Annotated in this window: 20 protein-coding genes, 2 tRNA genes and 1 pseudogene; 18 read left to right on the top strand and 5 right to left on the bottom strand. The window is 56.6% G+C overall.

What is annotated here, in order from left to right:
* The first annotated feature begins 75 nt into the window (after window positions 1–75).
* The 10 genes from DWY76_RS09090 to DWY76_RS09050 all read left to right on the top strand — a co-directional run bounded on the left by DWY76_RS09090 (window position 76) and on the right by DWY76_RS09050 (window position 5,821).
* Window positions 76–1,305, top strand: coding sequence for a reverse transcriptase/maturase family protein (locus tag DWY76_RS09090; protein WP_120081061.1), 1,230 nt, complete (start codon window positions 76–78; stop codon window positions 1,303–1,305).
* 20 nt (window positions 1,306–1,325) lie between these two features.
* The gene (locus tag DWY76_RS09085; RefSeq protein WP_120081059.1) at window positions 1,326–2,585 is read left to right on the top strand and encodes a DUF6273 domain-containing protein; all 1,260 of its coding nucleotides are present in this window, start codon (window positions 1,326–1,328) and stop codon (window positions 2,583–2,585) included.
* Between the two features lie 14 nt (window positions 2,586–2,599).
* Window positions 2,600–2,803 carry a hypothetical protein gene (locus DWY76_RS09080; protein WP_120081057.1) on the top strand — a complete coding sequence of 68 codons (204 nt, stop codon included), beginning with the start codon at window positions 2,600–2,602 and terminating at the stop codon, window positions 2,801–2,803.
* A 12-nt stretch (window positions 2,804–2,815) separates the two neighbouring features.
* Window positions 2,816–2,986 carry an XkdX family protein gene (locus tag DWY76_RS09075; protein ID WP_097782167.1) on the top strand — a complete coding sequence of 57 codons (171 nt, stop codon included), beginning with the start codon at window positions 2,816–2,818 and terminating at the stop codon, window positions 2,984–2,986.
* Window positions 2,973–3,137 (top strand): hypothetical protein, encoded by a 165-nt coding sequence (locus tag DWY76_RS14030; RefSeq protein WP_165852605.1) that lies wholly within the window; start codon window positions 2,973–2,975, stop codon window positions 3,135–3,137. The genes DWY76_RS09075 and DWY76_RS14030 overlap by 14 nt, the downstream gene beginning before the upstream one ends.
* Window positions 3,127–3,540, top strand: coding sequence for a D-Ala-D-Ala carboxypeptidase family metallohydrolase (locus DWY76_RS09070; protein ID WP_112148821.1), 414 nt, complete (start codon window positions 3,127–3,129; stop codon window positions 3,538–3,540). Before DWY76_RS14030 ends, DWY76_RS09070 begins: the two co-directional genes overlap by 11 nt.
* Before the next feature lie 18 nt (window positions 3,541–3,558).
* Window positions 3,559–3,954, top strand: coding sequence for a hypothetical protein (locus tag DWY76_RS09065; protein WP_112148822.1), 396 nt, complete (start codon window positions 3,559–3,561; stop codon window positions 3,952–3,954).
* Window positions 3,947–4,264: a hypothetical protein gene (locus tag DWY76_RS09060; protein WP_005940900.1), complete on the top strand. Its 318-nt coding sequence runs from the start codon at window positions 3,947–3,949 to the stop codon at window positions 4,262–4,264. The genes DWY76_RS09065 and DWY76_RS09060 overlap by 8 nt, the downstream gene beginning before the upstream one ends.
* A gap of 178 nt (window positions 4,265–4,442) precedes the next feature.
* On the top strand, window positions 4,443–5,501 hold the full coding sequence (locus DWY76_RS09055) for an IS30 family transposase (protein WP_112148824.1): 1,059 nt from the start codon (window positions 4,443–4,445) through the stop codon (window positions 5,499–5,501).
* Between the two features lie 243 nt (window positions 5,502–5,744).
* Window positions 5,745–5,821 (top strand) — tRNA-Met (locus DWY76_RS09050).
* Window positions 5,822–5,940: 119 nt separating this feature from the next.
* Here the strand turns inward: DWY76_RS09050 and DWY76_RS13850 are convergent.
* The gene (locus tag DWY76_RS13850; RefSeq protein WP_133300808.1) at window positions 5,941–6,189 is read right to left on the bottom strand and encodes a hypothetical protein; all 249 of its coding nucleotides are present in this window, start codon (window positions 6,187–6,189) and stop codon (window positions 5,941–5,943) included.
* A 23-nt stretch (window positions 6,190–6,212) separates the two neighbouring features.
* Here DWY76_RS13850 and DWY76_RS09045 point away from each other — a divergent pair, with 23 nt between their 5' ends.
* From DWY76_RS09045 to DWY76_RS14025, 4 genes are all read left to right on the top strand, one after another.
* Window positions 6,213–6,839, top strand: coding sequence for a hypothetical protein (locus DWY76_RS09045; RefSeq protein WP_133300807.1), 627 nt, complete (start codon window positions 6,213–6,215; stop codon window positions 6,837–6,839).
* A 100-nt stretch (window positions 6,840–6,939) separates the two neighbouring features.
* The gene (locus DWY76_RS09040) at window positions 6,940–7,266 is read left to right on the top strand and encodes an EAL domain-containing protein (protein ID WP_243111994.1); all 327 of its coding nucleotides are present in this window, start codon (window positions 6,940–6,942) and stop codon (window positions 7,264–7,266) included.
* A gap of 120 nt (window positions 7,267–7,386) precedes the next feature.
* Complete coding sequence (locus DWY76_RS09035) at window positions 7,387–8,331, top strand: GTP-binding protein (protein ID WP_120081053.1); 945 nt, start codon at window positions 7,387–7,389, stop codon at window positions 8,329–8,331.
* A 48-nt stretch (window positions 8,332–8,379) separates the two neighbouring features.
* Window positions 8,380–8,526 (top strand): hypothetical protein, encoded by a 147-nt coding sequence (locus DWY76_RS14025; protein WP_165852604.1) that lies wholly within the window; start codon window positions 8,380–8,382, stop codon window positions 8,524–8,526.
* 51 nt (window positions 8,527–8,577) lie between these two features.
* Here DWY76_RS14025 and DWY76_RS09030 read toward each other — a convergent pair whose 3' ends face one another.
* Both DWY76_RS09030 and DWY76_RS09025 read right to left on the bottom strand, forming a co-directional pair.
* Window positions 8,578–9,093: a PTS glucose transporter subunit IIA gene (locus DWY76_RS09030; protein WP_097781401.1), complete on the bottom strand. Its 516-nt coding sequence runs from the start codon at window positions 9,091–9,093 to the stop codon at window positions 8,578–8,580.
* A gap of 164 nt (window positions 9,094–9,257) precedes the next feature.
* Entirely contained in the window at window positions 9,258–10,280 is a 1,023-nt protein-coding gene (locus DWY76_RS09025; protein ID WP_005944946.1) for an aminotransferase class I/II-fold pyridoxal phosphate-dependent enzyme, read from the bottom strand.
* Window positions 10,281–10,451: 171 nt separating this feature from the next.
* Here DWY76_RS09025 and DWY76_RS09020 point away from each other — a divergent pair, with 171 nt between their 5' ends.
* The 4 genes from DWY76_RS09020 (at window position 10,452) to DWY76_RS09005 (ending at window position 13,874) form a co-directional block, all read left to right on the top strand.
* Window positions 10,452–11,525 (top strand): ATP-binding protein, encoded by a 1,074-nt coding sequence (locus DWY76_RS09020; RefSeq protein ID WP_097775006.1) that lies wholly within the window; start codon window positions 10,452–10,454, stop codon window positions 11,523–11,525.
* A complete protein-coding gene (locus DWY76_RS09015; RefSeq protein ID WP_044954127.1) occupies window positions 11,515–12,249 on the top strand; it encodes a response regulator transcription factor in 735 nt (244 codons plus the stop codon). Before DWY76_RS09020 ends, DWY76_RS09015 begins: the two co-directional genes overlap by 11 nt.
* Window positions 12,246–13,568 carry an SLC13 family permease gene (locus DWY76_RS09010; protein ID WP_120081051.1) on the top strand — a complete coding sequence of 441 codons (1,323 nt, stop codon included), beginning with the start codon at window positions 12,246–12,248 and terminating at the stop codon, window positions 13,566–13,568. The genes DWY76_RS09015 and DWY76_RS09010 overlap by 4 nt, the downstream gene beginning before the upstream one ends.
* Window positions 13,569–13,787: 219 nt before the next feature.
* Window positions 13,788–13,874, top strand: a tRNA-Leu gene (locus tag DWY76_RS09005).
* A 223-nt stretch (window positions 13,875–14,097) separates the two neighbouring features.
* On the opposite strand, the pseudogene DWY76_RS09000 reads toward DWY76_RS09005, so the two are convergent.
* Together DWY76_RS09000 and DWY76_RS08995 are read right to left on the bottom strand one after the other, a co-directional pair.
* Window positions 14,098–15,255 (bottom strand): annotated as a pseudogene (locus tag DWY76_RS09000) (relaxase/mobilization nuclease domain-containing protein); the annotation flags it as partial.
* The gene (locus DWY76_RS08995; RefSeq protein WP_120081047.1) at window positions 15,227–15,661 is read right to left on the bottom strand and encodes a plasmid mobilization relaxosome protein MobC; all 435 of its coding nucleotides are present in this window, start codon (window positions 15,659–15,661) and stop codon (window positions 15,227–15,229) included. The gene DWY76_RS08995 and the pseudogene DWY76_RS09000, both read right to left, overlap by 29 nt.
* Between the last annotated feature and the right edge of the window lie 334 nt (window positions 15,662–15,995).

Below are 15,995 nucleotides of genomic sequence, written 5' to 3'. Positions count from 1 at the left end.
AATACATCCCGCTGAGGTGGGCCATCCCTGCCGGATGCAGCCCACTACCGTAACGCGAACCAGCGGAGGGTCATTTTGACATACGAAGAACTGTGCAGCTTTGAGGTACTTTACAAAGCCTACCTTGAAGCCCGGAAGGGAAAGCGCAGTAAAAGCAAAACAATCGAGTACGAGGCGCAGGCGCTGGCCTGCACGGAAAAGCTGTCCCGCAAGCTGGCTGTGCGTGATGTACGCCAGCCGGGCGGCGACATCCGGCAGCAGATACGCTATGTGCCAAGTAAGTTTGAGGTCTTTGCCGTCTACGAGCCGAAGCGCCGCATGGTACACGCCCCCGCATTTGTGGACAAGGTGGTGCTGCACGCTCTGGTCGATAACATCCTGTATGATGCCCTGACAAAGAGCTTTATCCGGGACAGCCACGCCAGCCAGACCGGAAAAGGCACAGACGACGGCCTGATGCGCCTGAAAACCCACATGGTGGACTATTACCGCCGTGAGGGCCACGGCGCGGACGGCTGGGTGCTGAAAGGCGACGTGCGGCATTTCTTCGCCAGCATCGACCACCGGAAGCTAAAACGCAAGCTCAAAGCCGTGCTGGACAAGCGCGGCGTTGACCCGCGTGTCTATGAGCTGCTTTGCATCTACATCGACGTGATGGAGGACGGCTTGCCGCTGGGCTACCAGACGAGCCAGCTTTTCGCCCTCATGTTTTTGGACGAGTTCGACCACATCATCAAAGAAAAGTACCGCATCAAATACTATGGCCGATACATGGATGATTTCTACATCATCTGTTCGGACAAGAAGAAATTGCAGTGCATTCTCCGGGATGTTCGGGCGCTCATGGACAGTTACGGCCTTGAGCTGAACCAGAAAACCGCCATTTTCCCGCTGCGGAACGGTATTGATTTTCTGGGATTCCATAGCTACCTGACCGACACCGGCGCGGTCATCCAAAAGCTGCGCCGGGATAGCTCCAAGCGGATGAAGAACAAGATCAGATATTGGGAGACGGCATACCCCGCAGGCGAAGTGACCAAGCAGGAAATCCTGCGGAGCTTTGATGCGTGGGATGCCCATGCCGCCCATGGTGATACTTACTCTTTACGCCGCAAGTACGCTGACCGGCTCGAAAAATTGCTTGACTGTAAAATCCCTATCCATCGAAAAATCAACTCGAACAAACTCGCGCGTGACAGACGGCGGGCGAGGCAATGCCGCTGCATCTACAAGAAGCAGCACAAAGCCCTGTCCCTCTCTGTATCGCAGAACACGCAGCCCGCGGAGATCATGCCGTGGGCCTGAACGAAAACAAGGAGGTAACAATGGCAAACGTAAAACTGGGCACGAAAGCCGTTGGCAGCATTGTCAAAATCAAAGTCAACGGCGCGTCCAAAGATTTTATTGTTGTGCAGCAGGGCAACCCGAACACCAGCACCTACGATTCGAGTTGCAATGGAACGTGGCTGCTGATGAAGGACATCTACACCACGTCCACGTTCGGCAACAATAACTCCTACAAGGATTCCAGCATCCACACATACCTGAACGGAACGTTCTACAACCTCATCGACAGCAACATCCGGGCGGCTATTAAGCAGGTGAAAATCCCGTACCAGAACGGCACTGGTTCCGGCGGCAGCCTTGCCACCGGCTCCAACGGCCTGAGCACCAAAGTGTTCCTGCTGTCTGGTTATGAGGTTGGTTTGACGACCAGCGACAACGGCTATTTCCCGAAGGACGGTGTGAGGCTGGCATACTTTGGCAACAGCTCCAGCGGTAACAGCAAGCGTATTGCATACAATGGCAGCTCCGCTGCCATTTGGTGGCTGCGCTCTCCGCACACCAGCAATTACTACTACGTCTGGAACGTCGTCACCGATGGCTCCAGCAACAACTACGGGTACGACTACTCCTATGGTGTTCGCCCCGCTTTCATTCTTCCCTCTACACTCGTGGTCTCTGACGATGGCACGGTCAGTGTCAACACTGCACCTACCGTCAGCACGGACGGCGCAGCTCTGGGGCGGAAGAACGCGGCCTTTGCGTGGAAGTACACCGTCAGGGACGCCGACGGCGACACCTTGACCGTCACCGAAAAGCTGGATGGAAAGGCCGCCAAGACCCGCACCGGCGTTGCAAGCGGCACGGCCCTGACCTTTGAGCAGACGGCCAGCGCTGCCGGATTCCAGAAAATCCTGAACGGCAACCACACCATCACCGTTGAGGTGAGCGACGGCAAGGAAACCGTCAGCACGTCCGCGACCTTTACCAAGGCCGTCCACGCCGCAAGCGTGACGCTGGCTGAACCGTTGGCCGTTGAGGGCGACATTACCGTTGCCGTGCTTCAGGTGACCGGCTCCATCCCCGATGATGCGAAGTTCAAAGCCGAAGTGACCAACAACGCACTCGACAGCTCCCCGGTCTGGCAGGATGCCACGACCGAGGTAAAAAAAGGCGTGAACATCGTCTTTGAGAATAAGACCGCCACCAACGGCGCGGCGTTTAACTTCCGCGTCAGCGTGGAGCGCGGCGAATCCGGCGAGGGCGGCTACATCGAAGCCGTCTCCGGCGCATTCCAGTAAGGAGGACAGTCACCATGATTCAGTGGAAAAAGGACAATCTGCCCACCCGGCAGGAGAAGGAAGCCGCAGCCAAGAAACAGCAGGAGCATGAGCGGCTGCCCGACCGTGTGGCTGAAATGGAAGATGCCCTGTGTGAGCAGGACGCAGTCAACGAGAAGCGCTTGACCGACATCGAAACCGCGCTGTGTGAGCTGGACGCAGCGCTGAACAAGGAATAAGGAGGTATCACCATGAACATTATCTGGGCAAACCGCCTGATTGCAGGCACTAAGACTTGGGCAGAGATGCCCGCATCCCGCCGCGTTGGCGTGAAGAAAGTTCTGGCCGAGCGCGTAAACAAGGGCGAGATCACCGCCGAGGACTACAAGCGCATCACCGGTGACGACTATGACGTGGCCTGAGCTGTGTGAGAAGCTGTTGACCCGGCTTGAAGCGCAGGGCGAGAACATGAGCACCGAGCGTGCAGAGTTCGGGGTGCTCATGGTGGACTGTGCCATGCGCGGGTGCGGGGCTGATCCGGGCATGAAGGGAGATGGTAGCAATGGCGATTAAAGCCTATTCGTATGCGAAGGACGGGAACAGAAAGCTCTCCGCAAATTTTGCGGTGAAGGAGTTCCGCTGCAAGGATGGGAGTGACCCGATCTTTATTGACGATGAGCTTGTGACCCTGCTGCAGAAAATCCGGGATCATTTCGGGAAGTCTGTGACGATCACGAGTGCATACCGTACCGCCGCCCACAACAAGGCGGTGAAGGGGGCGACCTACAGCCAGCATTGTTACGGCAAGGCTGCGGACATCCGGGTGCAGGGCGTGGGTGTTGAAGCTGTGGCTGCCTATGCCGAGACCCTACTGCCGAATCGTGGCGGCATCGGGCGCTATCCTGTAAAGGCGGGCCGCCCTGCTGGTTGGGTACATATCGACACCCGCGCGGCAAAGAGCCGGTGGGTAAGCTGAAAGTAGGAGGAAAACAGTATGGAGAACATTCTGAAAGTTTTTCTGATGGCATTCCCTGAATGGCTGGCCTGCATCTTCATGGTGGTCGGCCTTGTGGTCACGGCGCTGGCGGCGGTACGTCTGGGTTACGGCCTTGTGGTCGCAAAGACCGTGTACAAGTGGATCGTCAACGCGGAAGAAAAGTTCGGCGCGGGTGCAGGCGCAGAGAAGAAAGCGCACGTTATCGCGGTGCTGCGCGGCTACACCCCGGACTGGCTGGACTGGGCAATCAATGAGCGGACGCTGGATTGGATCGTACAGCTTGTGTTCGACTTTACCAAGAAGAAGCTCGAAGATTACATGGCAAAGAAATCCGTGGAAACCACCACTGTGGCCCGTTTCGGTAAGGCGGGGGAGGACAAGCGTAATGACTGACGAGGAACTGGAACATCGCCTGACAGCGGTCGAAAACCGTGCACAGAGCAACACCCACCGGCTGGACGAGCTGGGGAAGCTGACCGATGCAGTAAACGGCATGAACACCAATATCAAGTTGACCATCCAGCAACTCGAAAACACAAACAAGAGCCTTGAAATTGTAACGGCTCAAAACAAAAAGCAGGACGACCGCCTGACCGCGCTGGAAAAAGCCCCAGGAACATTTGGGAACAAACTTTGGTGGGCTGTGATTGCGGCGCTGGTTTCCGGCCTTGTGGCCTATGAACTGACGATGCTTCTGCACTGAAATGAAAATGCCCCGCTGGCATCCGGATGGATTGCTGGCGGGGCATTTTTTGTTTGTCTGGAAGTTTTGCACAAAGGAAATGTGCAAAGTGTGGAAAAATTGCGAATTGACAACGGTATACCGTATAATTTACGCTTAAAACGAAAATAAACGCCATAGTCGAAAGGAGGAAAACGGCGTGCGAGTGTTCAAACAGCTTACGCTTACAGACCGAATCCGTATTGAAAAGTGGTTGAAAGATGGGCTGAGAGTAAAGGAAATCGCAGACAGGTTGCGGGTTGACCCGTCCACGGTGTACCGGGAACTGAAACGCGGCAGCTACGACAAGTTGGACGGTAAGACGTGGAAGCTGATTCCTACATATAGCCCGGATATTGCAGAACAAAGGTATCAGGCACATCTTCGGGAGAAGGGACCAAACCTTAAGATTGGCAAGGATCATGAGCTTGCAAGCTATATCGAGCAGACCATTATAGATAAGGACTGTTCACCGGCTGCTGTGTACGGTTATGCCTTGGAAGAAGGACGAACATTCAAAACGCATATATCTGTGCCTACCATATACAGCTACATCAAAAAGGGCGTGTTCCTGAACTTGACGCAAAAGGCTCTGCCCAGACATGGAGTGCATAAGGGCGACTATAAAAAGGTGAAAACAAAGGATCCTGCTCGTGCGCCTGCCGGTGAGAGCATCGAAAAACGCCCGGCGGAAGTAAAAGACCGTGAAGAATTTGGACACTGGGAAATGGACACGGTATATTCTGGCAAGAAGAAAAGCACGGTTGCGCTGCTGGTGCTGACTGAGCGCAAGACCCGGAACGAAAATATTATAGTGGTGCCAGATCGCCGCGCAGAGACGACCGTGCGGGCAATCAATGCACTGGAACGGAAGTTGGGTGCAGAGAAGTTTGGCATTATCTATAAGAGCATCACAGTGGACAACGGCAGTGAGTTTGCATTGGCCGACCAGCTGGAACAGTCCTGCATCACCGGAGATAAGCGGACGAAGGTGTACTATTGTCATCCGTATTCTTCTTGGGAACGCGGGAGCAATGAGAATGTGAACGGCATGATTCGCCGCAGGCACCCGAAAGGCACAGACTTCTCAAAGGTCACGGCAGAGGAAATCGCGGCTACGGAGAACTGGATCAACAGCTATCCCAGAAAAATTTTCGGCTATAAGAGCGCCGGCACAATGTTCCGCGAATGCCTACGGGAGCTTGGTCTGACAGCATAAGCGACACGAAAGCAGAAAACCGTTGGTAAAATCGAACAATAGAGGGCGGCTGCAAGCGGAGAAAACTTGACGGCCTGTCTGCTTTACGCTAAAATCCACAAAAATAAGGCCGAAAATTTGTTGCATTTAATGCTTTACTTTTCAGAAGAAAAAATAAATCAAAAAAATACTTGACATCCGCCCGCCCTTGTGGTATTATACTTGAGCAGTCAGCGAGAACCGCTGAGAGCACAAAGTAAATATCGCGGGGTGGAGCAGTCTGGTAGCTCGTCGGGCTCATAACCCGAAGGTCGTTGGTTCAAATCCGGCCCCCGCAACCACCAAGCGTTCTGAGATCTCTCAGAACGCTTTTTTTGTTGTCTGTATCCGATACGAAGAAGGGGCTGCTGCACATCGCTTTAGCCGAAAGTGCAGCAGCCCCTCTTACTGTATCAAAAATTTACACCCACTCGCCGCTGAAATGGTAGCTGCCAACAAGGCCCGCACCGATGTGAACAACGTTTCTTCCATGGGCCGTGATGGCTCCGGCATCCGCATGATGATGTGGGCAGGCGCTACCATGGAGGCAGGCCCCCGTGCAGGTCAGGCAGCCGGCATCAACAGTCGTCCGTCCTTCCCCTTCGGCGGTATCTGGCCCATCTTTGGCAACGACGGCAAGCGTTTCTTCAATGAGACCATCACCCGCCACGGCTCATCCGCAGCTGTTACCATGTGGCCGAGAACGCGCCTGTCACCATGCGCACCTGCCCGGCGGACATCAACGGCGCGAACATGCCGTTCTACAACCGCTCCCACATCACCCGGTACGATCTGGAGCTGTACTCGCTGGAGCCGCTGGATTTCTGCACGCTGGATACCCTCAACTATACCCAACAGATGCCCTACATCACCCACGGCTTCCTGCGGGCGGACAGCCGCAACAGCATGGGCTTCATCCTGCTGTACGGCAAAAAGAACGTCTCCCGCTACGGCTTCCGTCACTCGGTACTGGAGGCCACACGCCGCCCGGTGTGCCATGTCATCATGCAGCGCTGCGCGGGCAGGGATATGCTGGACGATGCCGCTGCCGAGGCCCAGCTGGCCGAGGCGGATGAACTGTTGACGGCTGTGGGCTTTGTGCAGTATCTGCCGCGGCGCTGGGCAAAGCCCGGCTGCGAGGATAAATTCTGGCAGGGTGCTGCTGCCGGCATGGATGTGCTGGCCTTCGGCCTTTGCGCCTGCACAAAGCTGGACGGCATGGAGACCACCAACACCGGTGACCTGAGCGTTTATCTTGCACACAGTGCGGATTATGAGCAGATCACTGTGTCCACCGTTCCGGCAGAAAAAACCGAATAACAGCTGCAAAGCACAGCTTTTCCCAGCCAATGGGAAGGGCTGTGCGCCGCGGCACTGGCCCTTGGCTGCGTGAGCAGGCGGCAGCAGCGCCCGCAAGGTGATGGCCTACGAAGCCCTGATGCGCTCCGATATGGAAGCGCTGCGCTCACCCGCTACCATCATGAAGCTGGCGCAGGAGCAGGGCGCACTGTGCGAGATCGAGCGGCTGACCTTCTTCAAATCGCTGGAGACCTTCGACCACCCGCGCAACATGCAGATCATTGCCGAGGGCGTGGAGACCGCCGCCGAACTGCGCAAGGTCATCGAGCTGGGTGCGGATGCGCTGCAGGGCTACTTCCTTGCAAAACCTGCCGCCGTACCGGCCAAAATGGCACCTGCCGCCCGCAAGGTCATTGCCGAGTACAGCTCTGCATCCGACAACGGCTGAATACGAACATAAAAAGTCCCGCAGAAATGCGGGGCTTTTTGCATCTGCCACTGGCGTATTGCAGTTTGCTGCGGTATACTGGAACCGGGCAAACAACAGCACAGGAGGTGCTTTTTTATTATGGTACAGGTAGACCTTATCACCGGCTTTCTGGGCGCAGGCAAAACCACCTTTCTGCGCCGGTATGTCCGGTATCTGGTGGCACAGGGCCACAATGTCTGCATTCTGGAAAACGACTTCGGCGCAGTGAACGTGGATGCCATGCTGGTGCAGGACCTTCTTGGCCCGAACTGCGACCTTGAGACCATCAGCGGCGGATGCGACTGCGACACCCACCAGCGCCGGATGCGCACCAAGCTCATTGCCATGGCCATGCGCGGGTTCGACCGGGTGGTGGTGGAACCCAGCGGCATCTTTGATGTGGACGAGTTTTTTGATGTGCTGCGGGACGACCCGCTGGACCGCTGGTATCACATCGGCAATGTGATCGCCGTAGTGGATGCCATGCTGCCGGAAACGCTTTCGCCGCAGGCTGAGTACGTGCTGGCATCCGAGACGGCCAACGCGGGCCGGGTGCTGGTCAGCCGTACCCAGCTGGCCGGGCAGCAGCAGACCGCTGCCGCCGTGGCCCACCTGACCCGTGCGCTGGAGGGCTGCAAGTGCTCCCGCCGCTTTGCGCCGGAAGAGATCATCACCAAGGACTGGGCACGGCTTACCGATGCCGACCTTGCCGCCATTGCGGCCTGCGGCTGCAGGCAGGCCAGCTGCGAAAAGCTGCATTTTGACGAGCACGAAGCCTTCAGCTCTCTGTGCTTTCTGGAGCAGCACCTGACGCTGCAGCAGCTGCAGGCCGCTGCCGACCACCTGTTTGCGGATGCCGCCTGCGGCCATGTGCTGCGGGTGAAGGGCTTTGCACCGGACCCGCAGGGCACCACCGGCTGGCTGGAGCTGAACGCCACCGCTGCCGGCAGAACGCTGGAACCCATCCCGCAGGGGCAGGATGTGCTCATCGTCATTGGCGAAGGGCTAGACAGGGCAAGGATCGAAACGCAGCTTCACCGCTGAGCTTTCAACGAACGTTGTAAAACTGGTGCAAAAAAGGAGAACAGAATCATGAAAAAGAACCCGCAGATGCCCTCGGCGCGGCGCATCATCGGCATGGTGGTGGGTGTTATCATCATCGCCCTTGGCCCCTTCATCCAGTTCTTCGATGGACATTTCGCCCAGAAGGCGCTGAAATATAAACAAGAAAAGGAATAACAAAAAAGGCGTGGGCCTCCGAATGGAAGCTCACGCCTTTTACGATTACGATCAGAACTTGAACAGCGGAGTGCCGGCCAGCACATCGCCCTCGGCCAGCATCTTCAGCTCGCCCATGTCATCGCCGTTGGTCACGATGATGGCGGTAGCGGTGGGATGGCCTGCGGCGCGGATGGCGTCCAGATCCACCTTCAGCAGCGGGGTGCCGGCCTTGACCTTATCGCCCACCTTGACCAGTGCCTTGAAGCCCTTGCCCTGCATCTCCACGGTGTCCATGCCAACATGGATCAGGATCTCAATGCCGTCCTCGCTGGTCAGGCCCACGGCGTGCAGGGTGGAAGCCACCTGTTCCACGGTGCCGTCAAACGGAGCATACACGGTCTTGCCGGTGGGCTCGATGCCGCAGCCGGGGCCAAGGATGCCCTGTGCAAAGGTCTCGTCGGGGATGTCGGCCTGTGCCAGCACCTTGCCGCGGATGGGGGTCAGAACGGTCTTGCTCTGACCAAAGAATTTAGCGGTCTCTTCCTGCTCGGTCTTGCCGCCGAACAGCTTATCAAAAAAGCCCATGTTAAAATACCTTCTTTCCGATCATTTCATAGAGCCAGCTGGCCGGAACGCTGTCCTGCAAGGCCCACCGTCTCCAACCCATTGGTCTACCCAAAAGATACCACATTGTGAAAGGAATTGCAATTGGTATCCCGCATAAAACCGGCAGAAAATCTTCGGCAGGGTCACATCAGGTCGATCAGCTGCTCGATCTCCTCCATGCGGGTGGCCCAGCTGGTGGCAATGCGCATCACGGTGTGGGTGTCGTCGTACTTCTCCCAGAAGCCGAACTTTGCCAGTGGCTCCAGCGCTTCCAGCTGGCTGTTTTCCAGAATGGGGAACACCTGATTGGTGGGCGACTCCATATAGAAGCGGTAGCCCTTGGCAGCAAGGCCCTCCTTCAGACGGTCTGCGGTTTCGATGGCGTTCCGGCTGATGCGGGTGTACAGATCGTCGGTGAACAGCACATCGAACTGCAGGCCCATCAGACGGCCCTTGGCAAGCAGCGCGCCCTGTTGCTTGACCATAGTCATAAAGTGGGCCGGTGCGCCGTGGGGGAACACCACGGCCTCGCCGCACAGCGCGCCCACCTTGGTGCCGCCGATGTAGAACACATCGGTCAGGCGGGCGATATCCTGCAGGGTAACATCGGTGCCCTTGGCCATCAGACCGTAGCCCAGGCGTGCGCCGTCCATGAACAGGGGCATGTGGTACTCCTGACACACAGCGTGCAGCTCTTCCAGCTCAGCCTTGGTGTACAGGGTGCCGTACTCGGACGGGTGAGAGATATATACCATGCCGGGGAACACCATGTGGTCGTGGTTGGCATCGGCATAGAAGGTGGCGCACCAGTCGCGCACATCGGCGGCGCTCACCTTGCCCTCGTGGGCGGGCAGGGCAATGACCTTGTGGCCGGTATACTCAATGGCACCGGCTTCGTGTGCAGCCACATGGCCGGTGGCAGCAGCCATCACGCCCTGCCAGCGCTGCAGCATGGACGCAATGACGATGGCGTTGGTCTGGGTGCCGCCGGAGATGAAGGTCACGTCTGCATCCGGGCAGCCGCAGGCAGCGCAGATCTTTGCTTTGGCGCTGGCGCAGTAGGGGTCGGTGCCATAGCCGGGCACCTTTTCAAAGTTGGTCTCGGCCAGCTTTTGCAGGATGGCAGGGTGTGCACCCTCACAGTAGTCGTTCTCGAAATACAGCATATCGTTACTCCTGATCCAGTGAGATAAAGTGTTGATAAGGCTATTCTACTACGGGGGAGAGGGAGTGTCAAATCGCGTCCCTCTTTACGGCAAAGGATTTTTACTGTATCTTTAGTTTTTCTATGGTATAATGCGGGAAACGGAATATATTATTTGGGAAGGGGAATGTGCATGAAAAAACAGACGCTTGTGCGGGATGCCACCGTAATGCTGCTGGCTCTGTTCGCCGCCTATGCCATGGTGATGCTTACACAGGCCGTTATGGGTCGCATTGAGGGCGTAGCAATGCTTATCTTTATGCTGGCGGTATTCGTCACCTCTATGTATACAGAAGGTTATGCGTGGGGTGTGGCGGCTTCGCTCATCAGCGTGCTGGCTGTGAACTTTGCCTTCCTCTCACCGTATTTCGCCTTCAACTTTACCCTGTCGGAAAACCTGTTCTCCGGCCTTGTGATGCTGGTGGTGTCCATCATGACCAGCACCCTCACCACCCGCATCAAAAAGCAGGAACAGCTGCGTATGGAGAGTGAAAAGGAAAAAATGCGTGCAAACCTTCTGCGCGCGGTTTCTCACGATCTGCGCACCCCGCTCACCTCCATCTACGGTGCCTGCTCCACTGTGATTGAAAATTATGACTCGCTGGATAAGGAAAAGACCATTAAACTGCTTGGCGAAGCCTGCAGTGATGCCCAGTGGCTGACCCGCATGGTGGAGAATCTGCTTTCCGTCACCCGCATCGACAGCGAGAAGGTGACGGTGCAAAAGACCCCCACTGTGCTGGACGAACTGCTGGATACGGTGCTGGTCAAGTTCCGCAAGCGCTACCCGGAGATCCCGGTGGAGCTGGAAACGCCGGATGCCTTTATCGTGATCCCCATGGATTCCATGCTCATCCAGCAGGTGCTGATGAACCTGCTGGAAAATGCCGCTCTGCACGCCGAGGGCATGACAAAACTGACCTTGAAGGTGTTCACGGTGGGCAATCGTGCGGTGTTCGAGGTGACGGACGATGGCTGCGGCATCCCCAGAGAACGGCTGAAAACGCTGTTCTCCGGCACCGACCCGGATGTACCGGCAGACAGCCGCAAGCACGGCATGGGCATCGGCCTTTCGGTGTGTGCGGCCATCATCAAGGCGCACGGCGGCGAGATCAAGGCCGAGAGCCGTCTGGGTGAGGGAACGACCATCCGCTTCTGGCTGGAGACCGAAGAAATTGAAATGGAGGATGCAGAAGATGAGCAATAACAAATTCAAGGTCCTGATCGTAGAGGATGAGGCAAATATCTGCAGCTTTATCGAAACGCTGCTCACCACCAACGATTATCAGGCTCTGGTGGCTCATACCTGTACCATGGGCCTGACTCTGTTCGCCTCCCACAACCCGGATCTGGTCATTCTGGATCTGGGCCTGCCGGACCGGGACGGGCTGGAATTCATCCGCACCGTGCGGCAGAAGTATATGACCCCCATCGTGGTGCTCTCGGCCCGCACCGACGAGATGGATAAGATCGAAGCGCTGGATCTGGGTGCCAATGATTACATCACCAAGCCCTTCAGCACCGGCGAACTGCTGGCCCGCGTGCGCGCTGCCCTGCGGCTGAACCGCTACAGTGCTATGCACGGCGGCAATGCCCCGGCGGGTGAGTTCCGCGCACAGGGAATGCGCATCAACTATGACCGCCGTAAGGTGTTCGTGGACGAGCAGGAGATCAAGCTGACCCAGACCGAATACAACATCGTGGCATTCCTTTCCCAGCACGCGGGCCGCGTGATGACCTATGCGGCCATCGTCAAGGCCATCTGGGGCGATACCGACATCGGCAGCACCAAAAAGCTGCAGGTGAACATGGCCAATATCCGCAAAAAGCTGGGCAGCCGTCCGGGCAGCAATGCCTATATCCTCAATGAGCTGGGCGTGGGCTACCGCATGATCGACGAGGATGCCCGCAGCGGGGAGATCAACGAATGATACTTGCACTGATCCTGTTTGCTGTTACCTATGTATTGATGCTGCGGCTGCAGCAGTACCGCCCGTGGGTGGCACTGTGCAGTGCGGTGCTCTTTATTGTGCTGGGCGAGGCAGGGGTCTACGAGTTTTCACTCCGCGCCGCGCTGCAGGCCGTGGATTATAATGTGCTGCTCATGATGGCGGGCACCATGGGTACGGTGGCACTGTTCATCGAGAGCAAAATGCCTGCCCGCCTGGCGGAAATGCTTATCGTCCGTGTGCCGGATGTCAAGTGGGCGGTGTGTATGCTGGCGCTGTTCGCCGGTGTCATCAGTGCTTTTGTGGACAATGTGGCCACGGTGCTCATGGTGGCACCGGTGGGCCTTGCCATTGCCCGCAAGCTGAAGATCTCGCCGGTGCCGGTGCTCATTGCCATTGCGGTGTCCTCCAACCTGCAGGGCGCGGCCACGCTGGTGGGCGACACCACCAGCATCCTGCTGGGCAGCTTTGCCGACATGAATTTCTTCGATTTCTTCTGGATGCGGGGCCGTCCGGGCATCTTCTGGGGCGTAGAGCTGGGCGCACTTGCTTCGCTGGCAGTGCTGCTGTGGCTGTTCCGCCGCGAGACCCAGCCTATCGCCGCAAAGGTGGAGACTGAGGTGGAGGACGATGTGCCCACTGCCCTGATGCTGCTCACGGTGGGGCTGCTCATTGCGGCATCCTTCCTGCCGGAGCCTGCAGCCGGGCCGCTGCACACGGTGTACGAGCTGCGCAGCGGTCTTGTGTGCATGGGGCTGTGCCTGTTTGGCGTGGCGCGCGCCTGCCTGCGGGCAGGGTCGGCAAAGCCACTGGCGCATGTGTTGGGCGAGCTGGACTGCGATACCCTGCTGCTGTTGTTTGGCTTGTTCATCGTGATTGCGGGCATCCACGCGGCGGGTGCTATCGACGCAGCAGCCCGGCTGTTCCATGCCGTGGCAGGGGAAAGCCCTTTCCGGCTGTTCACCCTGCTGGTGGTGGTGTCGGTGGTGCTTTCGGCCTTCATCGATAACATCCCTTACGTGGCCGCCATGCTGCCGGTGGTGCAAAGCATCGCCGCCCTGATGAACGATGGCGTGGGCGTGGAACCCTATGTGTTTTACTTCGGCCTGCTCACCGGTGCAACGTTGGGCGGCAACCTGACCCCCATCGGTGCTTCGGCCAATATCGCGGCCATTGGCATTCTGCGCAAAAACGGCGAGACCGTCACCACCCGCGACTTCCTGCGCATTGGCGTGCCCTTTACGCTGGTCGCCGTGCTGGCAGGTTATGCGTACCTGTGGCTGGTGTGGGGCAAAGTCTGATCTTCTGGCCTCCGGAACGGCTGCCTGCTGAAGAAAAAAACAAAGAAACTCCGACCCTCTGCACCGCCGGAAAATCGGCCTGCAGAGGGCTTTTTTCGCGAAAGTATGACGTTTTGTAGTGAGGAAAAAGTTTTTTTGAAAAAATGCTTGACAATTCTGCCATATCTGGTATAATAACTATCGTTCCGAGCAACACAGCTCGCAAACAAAACAGAATATGCGGATATGGCGGAATTGGCAGACGCGTTAGATTCAGGTTCTAATCGGGGCAACTCGGTGGAGGTTCAAGTCCTCTTATCCGCACCATGACGAATGTTCTTACAGCATTTAGCTGTCAAAGAACATTCGTCATTTTTTTATTTGCTAAATAGCGACATCACAGGGGGCGTAGTTCACAACTACGCCTTTTCTTGTATTCACCGACACATCAGGTGTCGGTAAAGGAAGTGCGCTTGGAATCTCGATGGTGCCCACGCAGTTGTAGTGAATGCGGAGCCGCTGCTCCCATACACCATTGACCTTTTCTGCATTCATGGAACTTGGTGTCAAGCTCTGTGATTCTCTGGTCGAGTGCGTCCTCGTTGAGCAGACCATGTTCCTGCAAGAGGATCAAGGTCTGTGCCATAGCTTTGAGGTTGTATTTTTTCGCCCAACGCTCGTAGCCGATGCCCTTGCCCTGTTTCAGCTTCGCCTGAATATCCACCAGTTTCCCGATGCGGTCGGACTTAAACTGAATCGTGCGCTTGCGCTCAGCGTTTTCCTGCAAGGCGGCAAGCACGAGTCCTTTCTCAAACTTGTCACCGATGCTGTGCGCCCGGATGAACCTTGTTCTGCCAGAGGGCAGATAGCTGAGTTGTCCACGGCTTTCCTTGACGGCGATGCCGTACTGCTGCATGAGCTTGTCAGAGAAATCTTCAAAGCTGGTGGCACGGTACAGCACCGAAGAAATCTGTTTCCGCAGGGTATCTTTTACGGTTTCAAACTTCTTCTGCTTGGGCTGCTGTCCGGTTGCGGTGAGGGCTGCGTTTTCACGGTCAAGTTTCAACTGGCCGCGCCTGCGCGCCCAATACTCAGCTTCGCTGACACGCTCTTTCGAGCCGTTGAGCAGGTCGATCTGGTACAGTCCGGCACCCTCGCACAGCTCCATGACCTCGACACGGAGGTGCCGCATGGTCTGGGCGGTGCTGGAGTGCTTCATGCCCTCGCGCCAGTCGCGGGGCTTCTGCATATAGGGTTTGCACTCCACTTCTCGTGTTCGGATGCTGCCGATCACGATGTGGACGTGGATATTTCCTGAATGGTCGTGCCCATCCGGGTGAGTGCAGACGATGGCGGGATGACCGGGAAAGTTTTCTTCGCAGAATTTCAGGCCAAGTGCCTGTGCCTTTTCCATGGTCAGTCCATTGTCGGCTGCATCTCTGGGGTCAAAGCTGATGATATACTGGTGGCTTTTGATATCACCATGCTGGGTATTCTTACCATACTTGCGGTTTGCCAGCAGACAAGCTGTTGCAAACGAGAAATCGCCGCACTCAAGGGTATCGAGCAGGTAGGATTCCCGCAGCTTCGGTCTGCCTTGTTCGTCCAGAAGCTGTTTTCCGGTGAACGCGTCGTGCTGGTAAACGAGGTACGCTTCGATGGCGGTGTAATCCGAGTTCTTAGAGCTGATATGCTTGAGCGTTGCCATACAGTTCACCCAGAACTTTCTCGGCGTGCAGCCGAAATGTGGTCAGGTCTGCAAGTTCGTCAAGGAGTTTCGCCCGGATCTGCTCGGTGTCTGCACCGCCGGAATTGAAGTGCCTTGCAAGCTGGTTGAGGTTGCCGCCCACCTTGCTGCACTGGGCAAGCAAGGTGGAAACAGCGGTCAGGGTTTCTTCTCCGCCGCCTGCAACGATGACCGTTTTCTCGATCTTGACGTTGTGGATGGCGCGGCGGATGAAAGTGGAGAGGGAGAGATTCAGGAGTTTGCAAGTGAGTTCCAGTGACGCTTTTTCCTCCGCTGTCACACGGAACTTGATGATGTGCGTTTTGTTGTTCGGCGTGTCGTGGCGCTGGGAATTGCTGGGAATCGATTGAACATTCGTTTTGGTCATTGTACCTCCTGTCTGTTCGATAACTCCTCGGTGAAGTTATGTAAAGCACGACACGCCGTTGCTGTTCGCACCGTCAGGTGCGAACCATGAGCAGGGTTTGGGGCAGGCACGCCCCAACAAGATCACTTCGGAAATGCAGACGCATTGTAGAAGTGAAGTCCCGGATGGACAGAACATTTTCAAGAATTGAAAATTTGTGGCCACGGGACGGTTCTTGCCCTCTACCGCTGCGCTCAAAATCGTTTCCGGGTAATTGTTTCCGAATTGTTAAGGCGCAAAAAATAAGTAGAGGTGGTGCTGCTCATGTAAGGGAGTCACCGTTTGCTCCGAACGA

The sequence above is a fragment of the Faecalibacterium sp. AF27-11BH genome, assembly GCF_003603005.1.
GTDB lineage: Bacteria > Bacillota > Clostridia > Oscillospirales > Ruminococcaceae > Faecalibacterium > Faecalibacterium taiwanense.
The sequence above is the reverse complement of the archived record's forward strand: the minus strand, read 5'-3'. Positions and strand labels throughout refer to the sequence as shown.